The organism is Halorubrum sp. FL23 (genome assembly GCF_052439115.2).
GTDB lineage: Archaea > Halobacteriota > Halobacteria > Halobacteriales > Haloferacaceae > Halorubrum > Halorubrum persicum.
Genome location: NZ_JBQVRO020000007.1, coordinates 76,481 through 95,869, shown reverse-complemented (window position 1 = coordinate 95,869; position 19,389 = coordinate 76,481). Strand labels below are relative to the sequence as shown.

Sequence of the window (19,389 nt, the reverse complement as noted above, 5' to 3'; positions counted from 1 at the left end):
AAAGTCGACTCCCGTCAACGACTGATTGCGCCTGGGTAGCTTAGCGGTAAAGCGCGTCCTTGGTAAGGACGAGACCCCGAGTTCAAATCTCGGCCTAGGCTCTTCTCGCAGTCCCTCGATCGGATAGCCCCGCTGCCGACAACCCGTCCGATCGTCGTCCGCAAACCCGATACCCGTCGCCGCCGACGGGTCCCGTATGACCGCGACCTTCGCCGACCTCTTCGACCGAGCCGCCGGGGCTGACGTGAGCGCCGAGACGGTGAGCACGGCGCTCGCCGAGCGACGGGCCAACGCCGGGGATCGCGACACCGCCGGAAGTGACGACCTTCCGCCCGTCGACCGCGATCCGAGCCCCGCCCGCGTCGTCGCCGACGCCGACGTGCTCGCGGCCGACCTCCTCGTCGGCGGGCCGGCCCGCGAGGCGCTCGACGCGCTGCGCTCGCACGCGTGGACGACGCTCGTCGCCAGCGACCCGCTCCTCGACGACGCCGAGGCGGTGATCGGCGCGCTGGCGGGCGACGGGCTGGCGGACGCCTGGCGAGACGCGATCGAGGCGTGGCGCGAGCCGGTGACGCAACCCCCCGGCGACCACCCGGCGCTGGCGTCGGCGTACCGCGGCGGCGCGATGCAGGTCGTGAGCCTCGATCCGTCGCTGACGGGAGCGCGGGCCGCCGCCGGGCTTCGGGACCGAATGGCGGTGAGCGTTCGCGAGCCGCGGGCGTTCGCGACCGTCTTCTCGCCGGCGCGGCTGTACCCGGAGGCCGTCGGCGGCGAGTATCCGGGCCCCGACCGCGACCCGCGAACGATGGAGCCGGTCCGGACAAACGCGGACGAGCGCCACGACACCGACGAACGGTCCGACGCGGACCAGCACGGATAAACCGCCGCCGACCCGACCGACGGTAATGACCGACTCGGACGCGACCGCCGCGACCGGCGCCGTCGACGACGGCGACGCCCCCGCGCTGCCGACCGACCTCGGCGCGGTCCGCGAGGCGCTCATCGACTGGTACGAGGCGGACCACCGCGAGTTCCCGTGGCGGCGCACCGAGGACCCCTACGAGATCCTCGTCAGCGAGGTGATGAGCCAGCAGACGCAGCTCGATCGGGTCGTTCCCGCGTGGGAGGATTTCATCGAGGAGTGGCCGACGACCGCGGCCCTGGCCGCCGCCGACCGCGGCGACGTGGTCGCGTTCTGGTCGGACCACTCGCTCGGCTACAACAACCGCGCGAAGTATCTCCACGAGGCCGCCGGGCAGATCGAGGGCGAGTACGACGGGACGTTCCCGGAGACCCCGGAAGCGCTCCAGGAGCTGATGGGCGTCGGTCCGTACACCGCGAACGCGGTGGCGTCGTTCGCGTTCAACAACGGGGACGCCGTCGTCGACACCAACGTGAAGCGGGTGCTCCACCGCGCCTTCGCGGTGCCGGACGACGACGACGCGTTCGCGCGGGTGGCCTCGCACGTGCTGCCCGACGGCGGCTCCCGCGTCTGGAACAACGCGATCATGGAGCTCGGCGGCGTCGCCTGCGGGACGACGCCGCGCTGCGACGAGGCCGGGTGCCCGTGGCGCGGGTGGTGTCACGCCTACGAGACCGGCGACTTCACCGCGCCCGACGTGCCCGAACAGCCGAGCTTCGAAGGAAGCCGCCGGCAGTTCCGCGGGCGCGTGATTCGGGTCCTCGGCGAGTACGACGAGCTGGCGCTCGACGAGCTCGGCCCCCGTGTCCGCGTCGACTATTCGCCCGGCGGCGAGTACGGTCGAGAGTGGCTCCGCGGGCTGATCGCGGACCTCGCGGACGACGGGCTCGTAGCAGTGGAAGAGGAAGGCGGTGGAATCGCGGTTCGACTCCGGTCGTAAGGGTCAGACAAGGTTTCGCCCCGCCACCGTTTGCATACATGACAAATTCTTTAATATTGGATTTCGTGTCGGTAGTCATGGCTGGTGAAAACGCGCGAACTTCGCACAGTAGTGACGAGCGGGGCGTGTCGGCGAGTATCCCCTCCAGTGACAGCGGGGAGACGCGCGGTTCGCGGGTCGGGCGGCGGACCGTGTTGGGGGCGATCGCCGCAGGCTCGGTGCTCGGTGCGGTCGGAATGCCGTCCGTCGCCGCCGACGGGCATCTCGTCAGGGCGGACGATCTCGTCGCTCGCTGGCCGTTCGCGGAGGGGTTCGGAGACACCGTCGGGAACGCCGACGGCGCCGCAGAGTACGGCAACCCCTCAGTCGGAACGTTCGGCGGGCGGTCGGGGGTTCAGTTCGATGGCGACGACGGGATGCAAGTCGGCTCCGGGTCGGATAATCCACAGCTGAGTATCGCTCGGCGTGACAACGGTCCGGCGACCGTCGTCGGCTGGGTCTACTTCGATCGGAGCGAGGGCGGGAAACCGAACGGTGAGGAGGCGAACCACCACCTCTTGCGAAACGACGCGGAGTACGTGTTTGCGGGACGACCCGACACGGGCGATGCGGAGACCGTCCGGCTGTCCTTCCGCACAGGCGATCTCGGAGGAGGCGTCGTGTACTCGACCGAGGATCACGTCGACGCCGAGCTCGACGTCTCCGTGGGCGAGTGGCACCACGTCGCCGTCGTGTTCGACCCGGCGAACGCCATCCGGATCCACGTCGACGGGGAGGTCCGCTTTTCGGACGACGAGATGGACGGTTACAGCCCACGGAACACGAACTACTGGTCTCACCAGACGATCGGAAGCTGGTACGGAACCGGAAATCCCGACTGGTACGGCCTCCTCGTGGGCAAGCTGTCCGACCTCCGTATCTACCGCGCCGAGCTCTCGGCGGGCGAGATCGATCAGATACGGACCGAATCAGAGGGCGGCGATCCCGCGTACGACGTGTCGATCGCGTCGACCACGTCGCCCGTCGAGGCCGGCGAGCGACTCGAGGTCTCCGTCGAAGTCACGAACGCCGGCGGCGCGACCGGGACCACCGACGTGACGTTGGAATCGACCGGCGGGTCGGTGGTCGACTCGGCGACCTTCTCTCTCGATCCGGAAGAGACGGCGACGGCAACGCTGACGTGGGAAACCGCAAAATCTGACGTCACCGACGGAGAGATCGTCGTCCGGTCCGGCAGCGACCAAGCCAGTGCGTCCGTCCGGGTCGAAGAAGTGAGCGGCGGAAACGACGACGAGGCGGACGACGGCGGCTCTGACGATAGCACCGACGACAACGGAAGCGGTGACAACGCGGCGGGAGGCGAAGAGCCGACCGCGGCGTTTGAACACGCACCGACGTCGCCGTCGGTGGGACAGCAGGTCGCTTTCGACGCGACCGAGTCGTCAAGTCCGGACGGAGAGATCGTCGAGTACCGGTGGGACTTCGGCGACGGGGGGACGGGAGAGGGTCAGACGGCGACCCACACCTACACGGAGAGCGGCGGGTTCAACGTGACGCTGACCGTGACCGACGACGCCGATCGCGCTTCTCAGAGCGCCGACCCGCTCGAAGTGACGGGCGCGGAGGACGATTCGGACGACGGAACGTCGTCCGTCGAGATACCCGGATTCGGCGTCGGGACTGCTGTTTCGTCGCTCGTCGGGGCGGGATACCTCATGCGATCGCGCCTCGGGCCTGGCGACGGCGGCGACAACGCCGAGGGCGACTAGCCCTTCGGTCCGAGACACCGCCGGGGGAACCGTTACCCGTTTATCACGGGAGCCGGAACAGAACGCTATGAACGAGACCGTCGACGCCGACCTCTACACGCGGACGAAGGCCCTGCTGGAGCCGGGCGACATCGAACTCGCGGGCTGTATCGTCCACACGACGCTCGGCGGGCAGGAGGACCTCGAGATGCACGAGCTCACGGTCGCCATCAACGAGGTCATCGCCGACCACGCCGGCAAGGGCGAGGCGTACATCGAGGCCGGCAACGACGACACGAACTTCTCGTCGAACCAGTTCCAGGGGCGCACCCTCGACGACGAGGCGTTCGTCTGGGAGTGCCAGCAGCTCCTCCGCGACGGCACCTTCGACCTCGTCTTCTACTACGAGGCGACCGTCGATCAGGAGACGCTCGCGAGCGACCTCGCCGACCTCGACGGCGTCGATCGCGTGACCCAGGTCCCCTGAACGGCGGCGGCTTTCCCTTCGAACTCCCGTGAGCGACACCGTTCTCATCCCGGGCGGCCGGGACGTGCGCGCCACCCTCGACACCGCCGCGAGCGACGGCGGTGGCGACGCCGCCGCCGAGAACTCTCGCGCCGACGCGGTCGTCGTCGCCTGCCCGCCGCACCCCCAGCAGCGCGGCCACCGCGGCGACGAGCGGCTGACCGCCGTCAGCGACGCGCTCACCGATCAGGGGATCGACTGCCTCCGGTTCGACTACGGCGACTGGGACGAGGGGTACGGCGAGAGCACCGACGCCGACAACGCGGTCGGCTGGGCGACCGAGCGCTACGACCGGGTGGCGCTGTTCGGCTTCTCGTTCGGCGGCACGGTGGCGCTCGTCTCGGCGGCCTCCCGTCCCGAACTCGCCGGCGTCTGCGCGCTCGCGCCGACCGCCCGCCTGAACCCCGATGTCGACGCGGTCGCGGCCCTCGACGATCTCGTCGCGCTCGACGTGGAAGCGCGAGCCCTCTACGCGACGCGCGACTCGACGGCCGACTGGGAGCCCGTGGTGGAGCGGGCCGAGGAGCTGGGGATCGAGACGGTCGCGTTCGCGTCCGACCACTTCTTCGTCGGGCGCGCCGGCGACGTGGGCGACGCGGCGGCGACGTTTCTCGGGTCGCGGCTGCGGGACGACTGACGGGGGTCAGTTGTACCCGCGCCAGCGGTGCCCGCGCTCCTCGTCGATCTGCTTCTCAACCCGTTCAGCGACGCCGACACAGAGGCAGCAGCCGAGCGGCTCATATCGGTCGCCTTCGCAGGGGATCAGCGTATCTGAACGCTCCCGCCCCCGTCGTTCACCTCGCCGTTGACGGTGACGCTGACGCCGTACTCACCCGCGCTCGGGTTCGTCACCGATTCGTATCTGACGGCGAGGGCGTCGCCCGCTTCCAGGCTGTAGCTCCCCGAAAACTCGATTCGGAGGGTGTTCCCCCCGTCGGAGACGATGACGCCGTCGCCGGGGGGACAGCACTCCACGTCGCCGGTCGCGTCCGTCTCGACGGTCCCGTCCCGGTCGCCGTCGATACCCACGAGCGTGACGGCTGCTCGCTCGTCGACGCCACTCACGTCGACCGATCCGCTCTCGTACTCGACCGTGACGGAGTTGAGCGAGTTGCCCGCGGTGTCGGAGTCGGCGGCGACGGTGTAGTTCACGACGTGTGTCGTCGTCGCGCCCGCGCCGTCGTCGACGGCCCGGACGAGCTCGCCCGCGTGTGACTCGTCGCCCGCCGTCGCGTCCGCGTCCCCGTCGACCGGTCCGTCGGTGAGGTCGTGCACGTCCTCGCGCTCGCTGTCGAAGTCGGCCAGATGGACCGCGCCCGCGGCGAACATCGTCGCCAGGAGGAGGGTGATGACGACCACGAGGGCGACGCCGATGACGGGAGAGATCGCCCGTTCGTCCATGCCGACACTTCGCCTCCGAGGGTAAGAACTGCCGACCTAACCGCCCGCGACGCCCGCGGTTTTCTCACAATAGGGCCAGAGCCCCAATCTGCCCAAATCGGCAGCGTCAGGTTGGGATTAGTTATATCCTCTCCACCGGTGCCCGCACTCCTTGCATTTAAAGAAGCGCGTCGGGGGCTCGTCGGCGGCGCCGGTCTGTTTGATCGTGTACCACGCCTCGCCGTGGCCGCACTCGTCGCAGACGATGTCGTTGGCGGTCGGCTTCCCCTCGAAGTTCGCGCCCTCCTCCGTCTCGATCACCTCGTCGCCGGTCTGTTCGGTCGTCGACTCGAACTCGGCGGCGAGCGCCTCGTCGCGCTCGGTGGTGGCGCCGCAGTCGTCGTTCTGACACACCATCTCTCCGTCGCGAGAGACCATCATCGAGCCGCAGTCGTCACAGAACTGCATATGCGGCGTGCTACGGCGTCGAGCCGTTTAGCTCCCGTGGCTGCGGTCCGAGACCGCGCCCCGGTTCCGCCTCCGGAACGCCCTTGCGTTCGCCCCGATCAGGTGAGAGTGAACATGAACCACCGAACGCTCGGCGACGTCGGCGCGGTCAGCGAGGTCGGCTACGGCGCGTGGGAGATCGGGAGCGACTGGGGCGACGTGAGCGAGTCCGAGGCGGTCGACGCGGTCGAGGCCGCCCGCGACGCCGGAATCGACTTCTTCGACACCGCGGACGTGTACGGCGACGGGCGCTCGGAGCAGATCCTCGGCGACGTGCTCGACGACGAGATCGCGACCGGCGACGTGACGGTCGCGACGAAGGCGGGCCGCCGGCTCGATCCCCACGTCGCGGAGCGGTACACCGAGGCGAACCTCCGCCGGTTCGTGAACCGGTCCCGGGAGAATCTCGGGACCGAGACGCTGGACCTGGTCCAGCTCCACTGCCCGCCGACGGACGCGTACTATCAGCCGGAGACGTTCGACGCCCTCGACACACTCGCGGCCGAGGGGAAGATCGCGAACTACGGCGTCAGCGTCGAGCGCGTCGAGGAGGGGCTGAAGGCGATCGAGTACCCCGGCGTCGAGTCGGTCCAGATCATCTTCAACCCCTTCCGCCAGCGGCCCGCCGAGCTGTTCCTCGACGAGGCCGCCGGCCGCGACGTGGGCGTGATCTGCCGGGTGCCGCTCGCCTCCGGGCTGCTCACCGGCGCGCTCTCGCGGGACACCGAGTTCGCCGAGGACGACCACCGCAACTACAACCGCGAGGGCGACGCGTTCGACGTGGGCGAGACGTTCGCCGGCGTCCCTTACGAGGTCGGCCTCGACGCCGCCGACGCGCTCGCAGAGCGGGTCGACGCCGTCGCCGACGACCCGACCGACGCGACCGGCGACGACCTCTCGCTCCCGCAGCTCTCGCTGCGCTGGATCCTCGACCACGACGCCGTCTCCACGGTCATCCCCGGCTCGACGACGCCGGACCACATCCGGGCGAACGCCGCCGCCAGCGACCTCGCACCGCTCGGTGAGGACGAACGCGAGGTCGTTTCGGACGTGTACGACGAGTTCGTCCGCGACCACGTCCACCAGCGCTGGTAGCGGAGCCGACAGCCGGCGGAACGAGTCGCTTTTGTCCGGAGCCGGGTCACGTCGAGGTGACCCGTGAACGACGGAGCCGGAGCCGGAAGCGACCGCGAACGCGAGGCGGCGTCGAGCGGGAACCCCGACGACGCCGTCCCCGACGACGAGCGCGAGGCGCTGCTGACGATCGCGGGCGGAGCGGTGGTCACCGCGGGCGGCGTCTCGGGCCAGCGCGCGCTCACGGCCGCGACGGAGTTCGTACTCGCGCGCAGCCTCGGTCCGGCCGCGTACGGCGTGTACGCGCTGGCGTGGCGGATCGCCCAGTTGCTCTCGCGGCTCGTCACGTTCGGCAGCGTGCCGGCGCTCCAGCGATATCTCCCCGAGTACGCGGGCGCTCCCGACCGACAAGGGGTCGTCGCCGGGCTCGCGTACGCCACGACGCTCGGGTTCGGGGCCGCGATCGCCGGCGGGATCTGGCTGGCCGCCCCGTGGATCAACGCGCGCACCGTCTCAGACGCCGCGTTCCCGGCGACGATGCGCGCGTTCGGCCTCCTCGTCGGGCTGCTCGGGGTCGTGATGATCGCGTCCGCGATATTCCGCGCCGTCGGCTCTGCCCGCGGCGAGATCGCCTTCAACAAGCTGCTCCGGCCCGGCGTCCGACTCGTCGGGGCGGTGGGGGCGCTGGCGCTCGGCTACTCGGTCGTCGGCGTCGCGGGCGGCATCGTCGCCGCGACCGCGCTGCTCGCCGCCGTCGCCGCGCCGCTCTCCGCGCGGGTGACCGGAGTCGTCCCGTCGCTTCGGGGCGTCAGCCGGGAGGCGCGACGGTTCTACGACCACGCGGCGCCGGTCGCGATGAGCAGCCTCGGGAAGGTGTTCCAGAACCGCGTCGACGTGCTGCTCGTCGGAGCGCTGCTGACGGCGACCGCCGCGGGGGTGTACAACGTCGTCCTCGTGTTGATCGCGATCGCGTGGATTCCGCTGCTCTCGTTCAACCAGCTGCTGCCGCCGGTCGCCTCCGAGCTGTACGCGGAGGGGGAGACGGAGACGCTCAACGCGGTGTACACCTCCGTGACGCGACAGATCGTCGCGACGGTGATCCCGGTCCTCGCCGTGCTCGTCGTGTTCGGACGGGAGCTGCTCGGGCTGTTCGGCGACCCGTACGTGGCCGGCTACGTCCCGCTCGTCGTCTACCTCGGCGGGGTGTTCGTCGGCAGCGCGGTGGGCGCGACCGGCTGGCTCCTGATGATGACCGACCACCAGTACGCCCGGATGGCGCTCGACTGGCTGCTCGCCGTCCTCAACGTCGCTCTCACCTACGCGTTCGTCGTCCGGTACGGGCTCGTCGGGGCCGCGCTCGGCACCTCGCTGGCGATCGCGGTGCAGAACGGGATTCAGGTCGTCCTGCTGCGTCGCTTCGAGGGACTGTGGCCGTTCGACCGCACCTACCTCACGCCGCTCGCGGCCGGCGGCGTGGCCCTCCTCGCGATGCGGGCGATCCGGGAGGTCGTCCCCGGCGGAACCGCCGTCGTCGTCGGGTCCGTGGCCGGAGTCGCGGTCTACGTCGGCGCGCTCCGCGCCCTCGGCGTCGACCCCCGCGACCGGCTCGTCGCGCGCGAGCTGGCGGGGCGGTACCGCGCCGCCCTCGCGGATCGGCTCGGTCGGTAGCGCGCTGACGCGGTTCCGCCGGGCGTCGGCCGAGACGCGTCTCGGCGTCGGCTACCCGGAACGGCGACACTTTATCCGGGGCGACGCGTAGTGGAGATATGGAAACGATCGACCGCGGGTCAGCCGGGTCGGCCCGCGTCGCGATCGTCGGCGGGATCCACGGTGACGAGCCCGCCGGCGAGCGGATCGTCAGGCGACTCGCCGACGCGCTCGACGCGCCGGAAGACGGCGCCGGTGACGGGATCGTTCGACTGATCGTCGCCAACGAGCCGGCGCTGGCGGCCGAGACGCGGTACACCGACACCGACTTGAACCGCGCGTTCCCGGGCGACGCCGACAGCGACGAGTACGAACGCGCGCTCGCGCCGCGGCTCGCCGCCGAACTGGAGGGGATGGACGCGGTGCTCGCGCTTCACACCTCCCACAGCGCGCCGCCGCCCTTCGCGATCTACAGCGACCTCACGCCGTCGGTGCGCCGGAGCGTGACGGCGATGCCCGTCGACTACGTCGTCGACGCGGGCGGGCTCCGCGGGACGACGCTGGACTCCACCGTCCCGAACACCGTCTCGATCGAGGTCGGTCGACAGGGGAGCGAAACGGCGGTCGAGTTCGGCTACGAGGCGTGTCTGGCGTTCCTCCGAGCGCACGGCGCCGTCGACGACGAGCCGCCGACGTTCAGCGAGACGACGGTCGTCGCGGGCGACAAGGAGGTGCCGAAGGGGAGCGGCGAGCCCACGGTCCACTTCGCGAACTTCGAGGAGATTCCCGTCGGCGCGGTGTTCGCCGAAGACGACGTGTACACGCACCGCGTCGAGGAGGAGGGCGTGGTCCCGATCCTCGCGAGCGAGGAGGGGTACGAGGAGATATTCGGGATCTACGGGCGGGTGATGGGAACGCTGGAGCCGCCGGCGTCGGCGGACCAAACGGCCGCCGGAGGCGAACGGGTCGACGAAGCGGAGACGGAGTAGCCCGGGCTCACTTCGCGGTCGGCGTCACGTCGCCGACCGCGTCCATCACCTGCATCGCGGCGCTCGCGGCCAGCCCGCGCGCGACCTCGTCGGTGTCGGCGTCGGCGATACCGGCTTCCAGCTCGTCCGGGTCCGGCGTGAATCCCGCCGAGACCGGGTGGCCCGCGGGCGGGTTGACGGCGACGGTCGCCTGCGGTCCGTTCGCGCCGACCGACAGCTCGGAGCCGACGGCGTAGCTGTCCGGGAGATACGACTCGGTTCGCGAGACGATTCCGGCGACCGCGCGCCGGAGACGCCGTTTCTGGTCCGGAGAGAGGTCGACGGCCGCGGGCTCTCCCGCGTTCGTCACACCCGGTGCCCCGGCGTACGGGTTATTGCCGTTCATCGAAGACACGTCTGATACGCGGAGCCCACTCAAAAAGGCGTCGGCGAGGGCGATCCGCGCTGGCTCGCCGTCGATCCGGCTACAGGATCGGCTCCGATTCGCCGTACGCGGCGATGACGACGGCGGTCGTGAAGCGGTCGGGCTCGGCGGCCGCGGCCTCGACGCGCAGTTCGCGGTCGGGGAGCTCCCAGTCGCGGAGGTCGCCGCCCGCGTCGAGCCCCGCGTGAATCCGATCGCGCACGTCGGCGGCGTCCTCGCCGGTCACCTCGTAGAAGAGGCCGGGGCCCGGGCCGGTCGCCCAGCCGAGCCCGGCGATCACGTCCGGATGGCGACGCGGCGCTCGCTTCGAGGCGGCGTCCTCCGCGCCGGCGCGCCCGCCCTCGCGGAAGTCGACCGCGTCGCCCGGCCCGACGGTCCGGCGCGCCTCGACGACCGTGAGCCGGTTCCCGGTGGGGCCGAGGTCCGGGGCCGCGGCCACCGACTCGACGGTCGCCTCGGCGGGGACGACCGAGGAGACCGCGACGAGGTTGTAGTTGTGGAGGTTCGCGTCCGCGAGCGCGGCGTCGTAGGAGGCCATCGCCGTGTCGGCGACGCCGACGCCGCCGGCGACGTGGATGGTGTTCATCGGCGGGAGGTCGGCGGCGCGGGAGGTAAGGGGTTACGAAGCGGGCGGCAGGAGGGTAAGGACCGAGCACGACGAGCCGGCGGGACGCCGGTCAGTACTGGTAGTTGATGACCTGTTCTTCGGTCTGCTCGGCGTCCTGCAGCTTCTCGCGCGCCTGCTCGAAGTCGGCCTGCGTGACCTCGGTGCGGCCGTCGCGGATCGCGAACATCCCGGCCTCGGTCGCCAGCGACGCGATGTCGGCGCCGCTGTACCCCTCCAGATCGCGAGCGACCGCGCCCACGTCCGTCCCCTCGGCGACGTTCATCTCCTGCGTGTGGATCTCGAGGATGCGCTCGCGGCCCTCGGGGCCGGGCTCGGGCACCTCGATGAGGCGGTCGAAGCGACCGGGACGCAGGATCGCCTCGTCGAGCATGTCGAAGCGGTTGGTGGCGGCCATGATCCGGACCTCGCCGCGGTCGTCGAAGCCGTCCATCTCCGAGAGCAGCTGCATCATCGTGCGCTGGACCTCGGCGTCGCCCGACGTCTTCGAGTCCGTCCGCTTGGCGGCGACGGCGTCGATCTCGTCGATGAAGATGACGGCGGGCTCGCGCTCCGCGGCGAGCTCGAACAGGTCCCGGACGAGCCGGGCGCCCTCGCCGATGAACTTCCGGACGAGCTCGGAGCCGGCCATCTTGATGAAGGTGGCGTCGGACTCGTTGGCGACCGCCTTCGCGAGCATCGTCTTCCCCGTGCCCGGCGGGCCGTGCAGGAGGACGCCGCTCGGCGGGTCGACGCCGACGGCTTCGAACTGCTCGGGGTCCTCGAGCGGGTCCTCGACCGCCTCGCGGACCTCGCGGATCTGCTCGTCGATGCCTCCGATGTCCGCGTAGGTGACGTCCGGCGACTCCGTGACCTCCATCGCCTGCGCCCGGGAGTCGGTCTCGTCGTCGAGCACCTGCTGTACCGCGAAGGAGTCGTTGATGGCGACGCGGTCGCCCGGCCGAAGGTCGGACTCGAGCGTCGTTGACGCCTGCGTCAGCACCTCCTGGTTGTTGCCGTGCTGCTTGATGACGACGCCGTCATCGGTAATCTCCTCGACCGAGGCGATGTACAGCGAGGAGGTCTTCAACACCTCGTTCTCCCGCTTCAGCTCGTCGACGTCCGCCTTCAGCTCGCCGCGTCGGTCCTGTGCGTCGTCGAGCCGGTCCTCGAGCTCGTCGTTGACCTGCAGTATCCGCCGGTAGTGCTGGCGGATCGCCTCGAGCCGTTCCGTCTCGCTCATCTCCGGATCGAGCTCCAGACGGGGACGGTCGGGCAGTGAGGGGCTATGAGACATTCGTTGTCCCCGGTTACGAAGCGCGCGTAAATGTGCCTTTGGGTCACGGCGGTCTCCCGGTCCGACCGAAAGTATCGATCTTGATATCCATGGGTCAAGGTTTTAACCAATCTCCCGAGTAGACTGCGTCATGAGCGTACGAACAGCAGTCGACCGCGCCATCTCGGGAACCTCAGCGGGCGATCAGCGGACCGCAGTCCTCCGAGCATGAGCGACACCGAAACGAAGCACACGGTTCTCGCGGTCGACGACGAGCCCGATCTCGCCGAGCTGTACCGGGTGTACCTCGACACGGCCTACGAGGTGCGGATCGCCACCGGCGGCGAGGAGGCCCTCTCGATGATGGACGACTCGGTCGAGGTGGTCCTCTTGGACCGGCGGATGCCCGACATGTCGGGCCACGAGGTGCTGGAGGCGATCCGCGGCGAGGGGTACGACGCGCGGGTCGCGATGCTGACCGCGGTCGAACCCGACGTGGACATCGTCGAGATGCCGTTCGACGACTACAAGACGAAGCCCGTCACGAAGGAGGACCTTCTCGGGCTCGTGGAGGTGCTGCTCCACCGCGCGCAGTTCGACGAGCACAGTCAGAAGTTCTTCGCGCTGGCGTCGAAGAAGGCCGCGCTGGAGGCCGCCGACACGACGCACACCGACGAGTACGAAGAGATCTTAGAGGAGATGGAGCGCGTCCGCGAGCGCGTCGACAGCACGCTCGACCACCTCTCCGCCCGCGACGCGTTCGTCGAAGTACCCGGTAACGTCCCGTAGCTCTGCCGTCTCTCGACTACTCGATTTCCAGGTCGCCGCTCGCCTCGCTGCCGTCGCCGCCCTCATCCCACTCCAACTCGAACTCGACGCTCAGCTCGCCGAGGGCGTCGGCCGGTCCCTCGCGTTCCGCCTTCACCTCGAACGTCGGCTGCGCCGGGGGCTCCATCGTCACCGACTCCCCGCCCCGCTTCAGCGTGATCGGGTCGCCGGCCTCCAGGGAGTCCGCGACGGTCCGCAGGTAGGCGGCGATGTCCGCTCGGCTCTGTGCGCTCTCGGATTTGAAGAGAACTTCCTCGGGCATACGTCGAGGAACGCGCCCCGGAGTGATAAATGCGGACGTCGATCGTCGGGCGGTGCGATCCCGCCGCTCACAGCGTCCGCCGCTCGCAGTGCCCGTCGCTCACAACGCCCGCCCGCCCGAAGCGCTTGCCCGGCCGCGCTCAGAACCCGTCTTCGAAGGCGAACGTCCCGTCGCGCTGGACGACCTCGCCGTCGACCTCGATGACGGAGTCCTCGCTCATGTCGACGATCATGTCGACGTGCTCGGCCGACTCGTTGACCGCGTTCTCCTCGCCCACCGTCTCCGGGTACGCGGAGCCGACCGCCATGTGGACGGTGTCGCCCATCTTCTCGTCGAACAGCATGTTGTAGGTGAACCGGTCGATCTGGCGGTTCATCCCGATGCCGAGCTCGCCGAGACGGCGGGAGCCCTCGTCGGTGTCGAGGATGCCGGAGAGCAGGTCCTCGTTGCGCTCGGCGGAGTGCGAGACGACCTCGCCGTCCTCAAACCGGAGTCGGACCCCCTCGATCTCGCGCCCGTAGCGGTAGAGGGGGAGATCGAAGTGGACCTCGCCGTCGACGCCGTCGCGGACCGGCGCGGTGAAGACCTCGCCGCCGGGGAGGTTCGCCTCGCCGTCGTCGTTGAGCGTGGAGTTGCCCGACACGTCGAGCGTGAGGTCCGTCTCCTCGCCCGACTTGATCCGGACCTCGTCGGCGGCGTCGAGGATCTCGACCATCTCCGCCTGGAACTCGCGCTGTTCGTCCCAGTCGAGCGAGACGGCGTCCCACACGAAGTTCTCGTACGCCTCGGTGCTCATCCCGGCGAGCTGGGCGTGGCTCGCGGTCGGGTACTGCGTGAGACACCACGTCTTCGAGAGCCGCGTCCGCTTCACCTCCTCCATCGCGCGGTTGTACGCCGCGTTGGTCTCGGGGTCGACGTCGGCGTCCTCGGTGGCGTTCGCGCCGCCGCGCGCGATGATGAACACGTCGGCCTCCTCGTAGAGCGCGCGCCGGTGGCTCGGCTCGGTGAACTCGTCTGCGGAGCGCTTGAAGGCGCGCTGCGCGCGCTTCGAGTAGTTGAGGTAGACGGGGTTGGCGCCGCGGTCGCCACAGACCTCGTGGAGCGCGACCGCGAGGTCCTCGGCCTCCTTCGGCAGCTGGATGACCACGTCGTCGCCCGACTGGATGTCGGTCGAGTGGTCGGCGATGATCTCCGCGTGTTCGCGAATGCGTGCGTCCATGCACGGTGTTTCGCGGCCGGGGAATTACGGCTTTCCTTCCGGGTTCGGTGCCCGCCGCGAGAGAGCGGCTACAGCCCGTACTGCTCCCGTGCCGCGTCGCCGAGGCCGCGCTCGTCGAGCAGATCGAGCGGCGCCAGCAGATCGAGTTGGACGACGCCCGGGAGCCGACCGATCTGGACGCCGCCGGTGAACGTGCACCGGGCGCGGATCTCGCCCTCGCTCATGTCGAGCAGCCGTCCCGCGCGGTCGAAGGCGTTCTGCGTGGCGTCGTTGACGGTGGCGCCGGAGCCGACGACCTGGATCGGGGCCATGTCGTCCTCGACGTCGACGCCGTGGTCCGCGCCGAGGTCGCGGCCGGCCTCGCGCTCCGCGTCGGTGTACGGCCGACTGATAAAGGGGAGGTCCTCCTCGTTCGGCAGGAGCACGGGGCCGTCGAGGTCGAGGCCCTCGATCACCTCCACGTCCATGGTGACGGTGCCGCTCACGTCGGTCGTGTGGAGGGAGAGCTCGCCGTCGCCCTGGTTCGCGTGGAGATCGCCGACGTACACCCCGCCGCCGTCGATCGCCACGGGACAGATCAGCGTGGCGCCGGCGCGGACCTCCGGGATGTCCATGTGGCCGTCGGTGCGCTTCTCGAGGTCGGTCTCGGTCTCGACGCCGTAGTCGTGATCGGCGCCGATGAGGTTCTGACCGAAGTCCCCCGCGTTGTGCGAGTCCGGCATCGTCACCGGGGGCGTCGTGCCGATGTTCCCGATGAAGGGGCGGAGGCGACCGAGCGTGCCGGGCATCCCGTCCGGCTCGTACAGCAGGATTGGGTGTTGCCGGGCGTTCTCGGGGATGTCCATCACGCGTTCGGCGTCGGTCGCGAGCGCGTGGGCGCCCTCCTTGTCGAGGGTGATGCCGACCGCGTTCTCGTGGTCGAAGGCGACCGTGTAGCCGTACTCGAAGCCGAACGAGGAGGCGTTGGCGCCGCACTCGGCGCAGCGGATCGCGTCCTCGCCGGTGCCCTCGACGACGGAGTCGGGCCACGTCGTCCCGCACTCCGGACAGCGGTGGTCGACGAAGGGGTCGTCGCCGAACGCCCCCTCGCGTTCCGCCATCGACCCGGTGCTCGTCGCCATGCTCGTCACCTCGACGTCGCGGACGTGAATCGCGATCGCGTCGCCGACCTCCGCGCCCTCGACCCGGATCGGGCGGGTCACCTCGTGGCCGCCGCGGAACGAGGGCGTGACCATCGGTCCCCAACACCCCGGCGGCGTGTACGTCTCCACCGTCCCGCCGTCCGCGACCGTTCCGGCCCACTCCTGATCGGGGCCGACGAGTCCGAGCGTGTACTGGTCGACGTACAGCTCCTCTTGAACGCCTTGTTGTGACATACCATGGTGTAGTGCGGGCGTCTCGCCAATAACGCTACTGCTCGCGGACGGGCGTCGAGGGGCCGTTCGACTCGAGAGAGAGGCGTGAGGATGGAGGGCGCGCGCCGGTTACCAGGCGACCCGGCGCCCCAACACGAAGACGACGAGCGCGACGAGGAGCGCACCGAGGAACGCTTCGAGGCCGGCGAGCGCACGCGCGGTCGACCCCACGGGCTGGATGTCCCCGTAGCCGAGTGTGGTGAACGTCACCATGCTGAAGTACATGTTCTTCCCGAGGACGACCGCTCCCTCCGGCGTGAGGAGGTTCGGGAAGCCGTTTATCCCCTGCGTCGTGAGCCCGCTGCTGCCCGTCGTTCCCTCGGTCGTCGTGGTGTACAACACTCCCCAGATGAACACGGTCACGGCGGAGACGTAGACCACGCGCCAGAGCCGCTCGCCGTACCCGCACGTCTGGTGAAGCACCTTATTCCCGATCCACTTGCCGAGCGCCCTGGTGCGGTTGACGGCCGACACGTCCTCCTCGCGGGTGAACGTGGCGCGCCAGTTCTTCCGCCGGCGGTACACCATCTCCTTGATGAAGAACTCCGCGGCGGCCTTGCGGTCGCCGAAGTCGCTCGCACAGTTCTTCGCCTTCAGATACGTGTTCTCCAGCGTGGCCGGCGTGAACTGGCCTCGGTTCGTCGATCGGTGAGCCGCCTCCGAGGCGGCGAAGGTGTGGATCTCCCAGTTGTTCCGCGCGAGGTACGTCTTGTGGGCCGTGAAATCGAAGCCGTGGAAGTCGGTGTTACAGAATCGGAAGTGGTTGAACAGGCCGTGGGTGCAGTCGGTGTCGTCGAGCGTGATGTCGCAGACCTCCGCGTGCGTACAGTCGTAGAAGGCGTCCCCGTCTTCGGGCTGGCCGAGCGTCCCGCCGCGCACGGTCGCGTTGCTCAGATCGACGAGCGTCTCGGACTCGTCGGGGCGGGGTCGGAAGACGACGGAGTGTGCGAACTCTGCGTCGGTGAACGTGGCGTCTCGGGCGAACGTCGCGTGCCTGAAGTTCGCGTAGAGGAACGACGCCTTGTCGAAGTCGGCCGTCTGCCGGAACGTCGCCGCCTCGAAGCTGGCGTCGTCGTTGTGCATGTTCGCGCTCCCCTCGAACTCCGCCGACCGGAACGTCGCGTCGTCGTCGAACTCCGCGTCCGCGAAGGTGCTGTCCTTCTCGAAGCGAAGCTCGTCGAAGTGTGCCTCGCCCTCGAAGCGACAGCTGGAGAAGTCGGACTCCTCGAGGAACCGAGACCGAGAGAAGATCGCCGACGCACCGAACCACGCGTTTCGGAAGGTCCCGTCGTCCTCGAAGACGGTGCGCTCGAACAGCGCCGTCCCCTCGAACTCCACCCCGGAGAAGTCGGCGACGCGGAACTCGGCGAGCTTGAAGTCGGCGCTGTCGCCGAACGTCGCCGCCTCGAAGTCCGCGTCGGTGACCGTGTGCGCGCCGCCCTGAAACTCGACGCCGCGGAAGGTCGCTCCCTCCTCGAACGTCGACTCGACGAAGCTCGCGTCGCTCTCGAACCGGGCCTCGTCGACGGTGACGCCGGACTCGAACGCGATGCCGTCGAAGGAGACCGGCTCGGTGAATCGCGTGAACGACAGGTCGACCGACTCCTCACACAGCGCGTCCTCGAAGCGGGCGCGGCCGAACAGCGACTCCCGGAACGACACGGCCCCCAGGAACCGGGCGTCGTCGAAGCCGGTCTGGCCGAACTCGATCTCGCGGAAGTCCGCTTCGTCGTCGAAGCGGGCCCCGGAGAACGCGGCGTCGTCGTCCTCGTGGTAGTCGCCGACGAACTCGACGCCGAGGAAGGAGACGGGGGCGCTGAACGCCGCGTCCTCGAAGATGGCGTCGTCGTCGAACCGCGCCTCGGCGAACGTCGTCTCGCCCCGGAAGGCGGCGTCCCGGAACCCGCCCTCGCCGGCGAAGCGCGTCGCCTCGAAGTTCGCGGGGCGCTCGAAGACCGCCGCCTCGAAGTTCGCGTACTCGAACTCCGCGCGGTAGAAGTCGGCGTCGCCGCCGAAGGCGGCGTCGGCGAACGTCACGTCGTCGTCGCGGACGTTGTCCCCGCCGTCGAACTCCGCGCCGCGGAAGCTGGCCCGACCGGTGAAGGCCGCGCCGTCGAAGGCGGCGTCGTCGTCGAAGCGACACTCGTCGAAGCTCGCCGCCGCCTCGAACGTCGCGTCCGCGAACGAGAGGTCGTCGTCGAAGCGCGACTCGTCGAAGACGGCGTCGCCGCCGAAGGAGACGCCCGAGAAGTCGCTGTAGCCGAACTGGGCGCCGAGGAAGTCGACGTCGTCGCCGAAGGCGGCGTCGGCGACGGAGAGGTCGTCGTCGTCGACGTTGTCGCCGCCCTGGAACTCGGCGCCCCGGAACGTCGCGGGCCCCGAAACCGTGACCGCCTCGAAGCTCGCGTCGTTCCGGAATCGGGCCTCGTCACAGGACAGCGACGCCAGCGTCGCGTCCGCGAAGCTGACCTCCTCTACGAAGCGCCCCTCGTCGAAGACGAGCTCGTCCGCGGCCGTCAGCCCCGCGAAGTCGGCGAAGCCGACGACCGCCCGTCGGAACGTCGCCGCCGCCTCGAACGTCGCGTCCGCGAACGAGAGGTCGTCGTCTTCGAGGTTGTCCCGCCCGCGGAACTCCGCGCCCGCGAACGTCGCCGGCCCCGCGAACGTCGCCCCCGCGAACGCGGTGTCGCCGTCGAAGCGGGCCTCGGCGAAGTCGGCGCGGCCACCGAACGCCGCCCGGTCGAACGCGGCGTCGCGGTCGAACGCGGCGGACGCGAACGTCGCCGTCGCCTCGAACGTCGCGTCCGCGAACTCCGCGTCGCCGCCGAACGCCGTTCGGTCGAACGTCGCGTCGGCGCCGAACTCGCAGCCGACGAAGTCCGCGTACCGAAAGGCGGCCTTCGCGAACGAGACGGGCGCGTCGAAGCGGGCGTTCTCGAAGCAGGCGTCGTCGTCTAAGAGGTTCGCGTCGCCGCGGAACTCGGCCCCGTCGAACGTCGCCGCGTCGTGAAATCGGGTCTCGCGGAGGGACGTGTCACCGTTGAACCGGACCTCTCGGGCGTCGACTGGGCCCTCGAACGTCGTGCCGACGAGGTCGACATCGCCCTCGAAGACGGCGGCCGTGAGCGTCGCCTCGCCGCGAACGACGGCGCCGGAGAGGTCGACCGGCGCGTCGAACGCGGACTCCGTCCAGTCGATCGCCCCGATCTCTGCGCCCGTGAGGTCGATTCGCTGTTCGAACTCCGACGCGGTGAGATCGAGGGTGCCGGCCACCGTCGCGCCTCTGAGGTCGAGGGGGTGTTTGTCGGCGGCGGCGAGGATCTCGTGGCGGAGCGAGACGTCGCCGAACCGGGCCCCGAAGAGCTGTTTCGCGGTCTTCCCGCGCTCGCCCGCGACCTCCCTGAGCCGGTCGGCGACCGCGTCGTCGTCGACGCCGAGTTCGTCGCGGGCGTCGCTCGACAGGTGGAACACGCAGCGGTCCGCGCCGGCGTGAGCGTCGTGAGGACAGTGCCACACCTCGTCGATTCCGGTGTCGGCCATCCCCGTCGCGTCGTACTCGTCTGGATCGAATCGGTACGTACACCTCCCCTCCATCGGTATGTTGACAGGTCAATGTGAAGACAGGGAC

18 protein-coding genes and 1 tRNA gene are annotated in these 19,389 nt (G+C 69.8%); 10 read left to right on the top strand and 9 right to left on the bottom strand.

What is annotated here, in order from left to right; translation table 11 throughout:
• Positions 1-29 precede the first annotated feature (29 nt).
• The 6 genes from ACT4MF_RS10495 (at position 30) to ACT4MF_RS10470 (ending at position 4,773) form a co-directional block, all read left to right on the top strand.
• Positions 30-101, top strand: a tRNA-Thr gene (locus tag ACT4MF_RS10495).
• 95 nt (positions 102-196) lie between these two features.
• Positions 197-880 (top strand): DUF7384 family protein, encoded by a 684-nt coding sequence (locus ACT4MF_RS10490; RefSeq protein ID WP_444682583.1) that lies wholly within the window; start codon positions 197-199, stop codon positions 878-880.
• Positions 881-905: 25 nt separating this feature from the next.
• On the top strand, positions 906-1,862 hold the full coding sequence (locus tag ACT4MF_RS10485) for an HhH-GPD family protein (RefSeq protein ID WP_444682582.1): 957 nt from the start codon (positions 906-908) through the stop codon (positions 1,860-1,862).
• A 77-nt stretch (positions 1,863-1,939) separates the two neighbouring features.
• Positions 1,940-3,631: a PKD domain-containing protein gene (locus ACT4MF_RS10480; protein WP_444682581.1), complete on the top strand. Its 1,692-nt coding sequence runs from the start codon at positions 1,940-1,942 to the stop codon at positions 3,629-3,631.
• 67 nt (positions 3,632-3,698) lie between these two features.
• Positions 3,699-4,097 (top strand): DUF5778 family protein, encoded by a 399-nt coding sequence (locus ACT4MF_RS10475; protein ID WP_444682580.1) that lies wholly within the window; start codon positions 3,699-3,701, stop codon positions 4,095-4,097.
• A 28-nt stretch (positions 4,098-4,125) separates the two neighbouring features.
• Positions 4,126-4,773 carry an alpha/beta hydrolase gene (locus tag ACT4MF_RS10470; RefSeq protein WP_444682579.1) on the top strand — a complete coding sequence of 216 codons (648 nt, stop codon included), beginning with the start codon at positions 4,126-4,128 and terminating at the stop codon, positions 4,771-4,773.
• Positions 4,774-4,898: 125 nt separating this feature from the next.
• On the opposite strand, the gene ACT4MF_RS10465 is transcribed toward ACT4MF_RS10470, so the two are convergent.
• Positions 4,899-5,537, bottom strand: a complete 639-nt coding sequence (locus ACT4MF_RS10465) for a type IV pilin domain-containing protein (RefSeq protein ID WP_444682578.1) — start codon at positions 5,535-5,537, stop codon at positions 4,899-4,901.
• Positions 5,538-5,654: 117 nt separating this feature from the next.
• Entirely contained in the window at positions 5,655-5,984 is a 330-nt protein-coding gene (locus tag ACT4MF_RS10460; protein WP_099256220.1) for a transcription factor S, read from the bottom strand.
• A gap of 114 nt (positions 5,985-6,098) precedes the next feature.
• Between ACT4MF_RS10460 and ACT4MF_RS10455 the strand changes: the two genes are divergently transcribed.
• From ACT4MF_RS10455 to ACT4MF_RS10445, 3 genes are all read left to right on the top strand, one after another.
• Complete coding sequence (locus ACT4MF_RS10455; protein ID WP_444682577.1) at positions 6,099-7,118, top strand: aldo/keto reductase; 1,020 nt, start codon at positions 6,099-6,101, stop codon at positions 7,116-7,118.
• A gap of 63 nt (positions 7,119-7,181) precedes the next feature.
• A complete protein-coding gene (locus ACT4MF_RS10450; protein WP_099256222.1) occupies positions 7,182-8,765 on the top strand; it encodes a lipopolysaccharide biosynthesis protein in 1,584 nt (527 codons plus the stop codon).
• Between the two features lie 98 nt (positions 8,766-8,863).
• Positions 8,864-9,733, top strand: coding sequence for a M14 family metallopeptidase (locus ACT4MF_RS10445; RefSeq protein ID WP_099256223.1), 870 nt, complete (start codon positions 8,864-8,866; stop codon positions 9,731-9,733).
• 7 nt (positions 9,734-9,740) lie between these two features.
• Here ACT4MF_RS10445 and ACT4MF_RS10440 read toward each other — a convergent pair whose 3' ends face one another.
• The 3 genes from ACT4MF_RS10440 to pan2 form a co-directional block, all read right to left on the bottom strand.
• Positions 9,741-10,118: a DUF5811 family protein gene (locus ACT4MF_RS10440; protein ID WP_095637418.1), complete on the bottom strand. Its 378-nt coding sequence runs from the start codon at positions 10,116-10,118 to the stop codon at positions 9,741-9,743.
• Positions 10,119-10,197: 79 nt separating this feature from the next.
• Positions 10,198-10,743 (bottom strand): pyruvoyl-dependent arginine decarboxylase, encoded by a 546-nt coding sequence (locus ACT4MF_RS10435; RefSeq protein ID WP_444682576.1) that lies wholly within the window; start codon positions 10,741-10,743, stop codon positions 10,198-10,200.
• Positions 10,744-10,834: 91 nt separating this feature from the next.
• Positions 10,835-12,058, bottom strand: coding sequence for a proteasome-activating nucleotidase Pan2 (gene pan2, locus ACT4MF_RS10430; RefSeq protein WP_099256225.1), 1,224 nt, complete (start codon positions 12,056-12,058; stop codon positions 10,835-10,837).
• A 207-nt stretch (positions 12,059-12,265) separates the two neighbouring features.
• Here pan2 and ACT4MF_RS10425 point away from each other — a divergent pair, with 207 nt between their 5' ends.
• Positions 12,266-12,826: a response regulator gene (locus tag ACT4MF_RS10425; protein WP_099256226.1), complete on the top strand. Its 561-nt coding sequence runs from the start codon at positions 12,266-12,268 to the stop codon at positions 12,824-12,826.
• Positions 12,827-12,842: 16 nt separating this feature from the next.
• Here ACT4MF_RS10425 and ACT4MF_RS10420 read toward each other — a convergent pair whose 3' ends face one another.
• The 4 genes from ACT4MF_RS10420 to ACT4MF_RS10405 all read right to left on the bottom strand — a co-directional run bounded on the left by ACT4MF_RS10420 (position 12,843) and on the right by ACT4MF_RS10405 (position 19,355).
• On the bottom strand, positions 12,843-13,127 hold the full coding sequence (locus tag ACT4MF_RS10420; RefSeq protein ID WP_099256227.1) for an amphi-Trp domain-containing protein: 285 nt from the start codon (positions 13,125-13,127) through the stop codon (positions 12,843-12,845).
• Positions 13,128-13,266: 139 nt separating this feature from the next.
• A complete protein-coding gene (locus ACT4MF_RS10415) occupies positions 13,267-14,346 on the bottom strand; it encodes an aminopeptidase (RefSeq protein WP_444682575.1) in 1,080 nt (359 codons plus the stop codon).
• A gap of 68 nt (positions 14,347-14,414) precedes the next feature.
• A complete protein-coding gene (locus ACT4MF_RS10410) occupies positions 14,415-15,722 on the bottom strand; it encodes an acetamidase/formamidase family protein (protein WP_444682574.1) in 1,308 nt (435 codons plus the stop codon).
• Positions 15,723-15,830: 108 nt separating this feature from the next.
• Positions 15,831-19,355 carry a pentapeptide repeat-containing protein gene (locus ACT4MF_RS10405; protein ID WP_444682573.1) on the bottom strand — a complete coding sequence of 1,175 codons (3,525 nt, stop codon included), beginning with the start codon at positions 19,353-19,355 and terminating at the stop codon, positions 15,831-15,833.
• Positions 19,356-19,389 lie beyond the last annotated feature (34 nt).

Coding starts and splice junctions, on each gene's coding strand:
- ACT4MF_RS10485 (WP_444682582.1), top strand. CDS start 906: ATGACCGACTCGGACGCGACCGCCGCGACCGGCGCCGTCGACGACGGC.
- ACT4MF_RS10480 (WP_444682581.1), top strand. CDS start 1,940: ATGGCTGGTGAAAACGCGCGAACTTCGCACAGTAGTGACGAGCGGGGC.
- ACT4MF_RS10435 (WP_444682576.1), bottom strand. CDS start 10,743: ATGAACACCATCCACGTCGCCGGCGGCGTCGGCGTCGCCGACACGGCG.
- ACT4MF_RS10425 (WP_099256226.1), top strand. CDS start 12,266: ATGAGCGACACCGAAACGAAGCACACGGTTCTCGCGGTCGACGACGAG.
- pan2 (WP_099256225.1), bottom strand. CDS start 12,058: ATGTCTCATAGCCCCTCACTGCCCGACCGTCCCCGTCTGGAGCTCGAT.
- ACT4MF_RS10475 (WP_444682580.1), top strand. CDS start 3,699: ATGAACGAGACCGTCGACGCCGACCTCTACACGCGGACGAAGGCCCTG.
- ACT4MF_RS10460 (WP_099256220.1), bottom strand. CDS start 5,984: ATGCAGTTCTGTGACGACTGCGGCTCGATGATGGTCTCTCGCGACGGA.
- ACT4MF_RS10415 (WP_444682575.1), bottom strand. CDS start 14,346: ATGGACGCACGCATTCGCGAACACGCGGAGATCATCGCCGACCACTCG.
- ACT4MF_RS10490 (WP_444682583.1), top strand. CDS start 197: ATGACCGCGACCTTCGCCGACCTCTTCGACCGAGCCGCCGGGGCTGAC.
- ACT4MF_RS10405 (WP_444682573.1), bottom strand. CDS start 19,355: ATGGAGGGGAGGTGTACGTACCGATTCGATCCAGACGAGTACGACGCG.
- ACT4MF_RS10455 (WP_444682577.1), top strand. CDS start 6,099: ATGAACCACCGAACGCTCGGCGACGTCGGCGCGGTCAGCGAGGTCGGC.
- ACT4MF_RS10465 (WP_444682578.1), bottom strand. CDS start 5,537: ATGGACGAACGGGCGATCTCTCCCGTCATCGGCGTCGCCCTCGTGGTC.
- ACT4MF_RS10420 (WP_099256227.1), bottom strand. CDS start 13,127: ATGCCCGAGGAAGTTCTCTTCAAATCCGAGAGCGCACAGAGCCGAGCG.
- ACT4MF_RS10440 (WP_095637418.1), bottom strand. CDS start 10,118: ATGAACGGCAATAACCCGTACGCCGGGGCACCGGGTGTGACGAACGCG.
- ACT4MF_RS10410 (WP_444682574.1), bottom strand. CDS start 15,722: ATGTCACAACAAGGCGTTCAAGAGGAGCTGTACGTCGACCAGTACACG.
- ACT4MF_RS10445 (WP_099256223.1), top strand. CDS start 8,864: ATGGAAACGATCGACCGCGGGTCAGCCGGGTCGGCCCGCGTCGCGATC.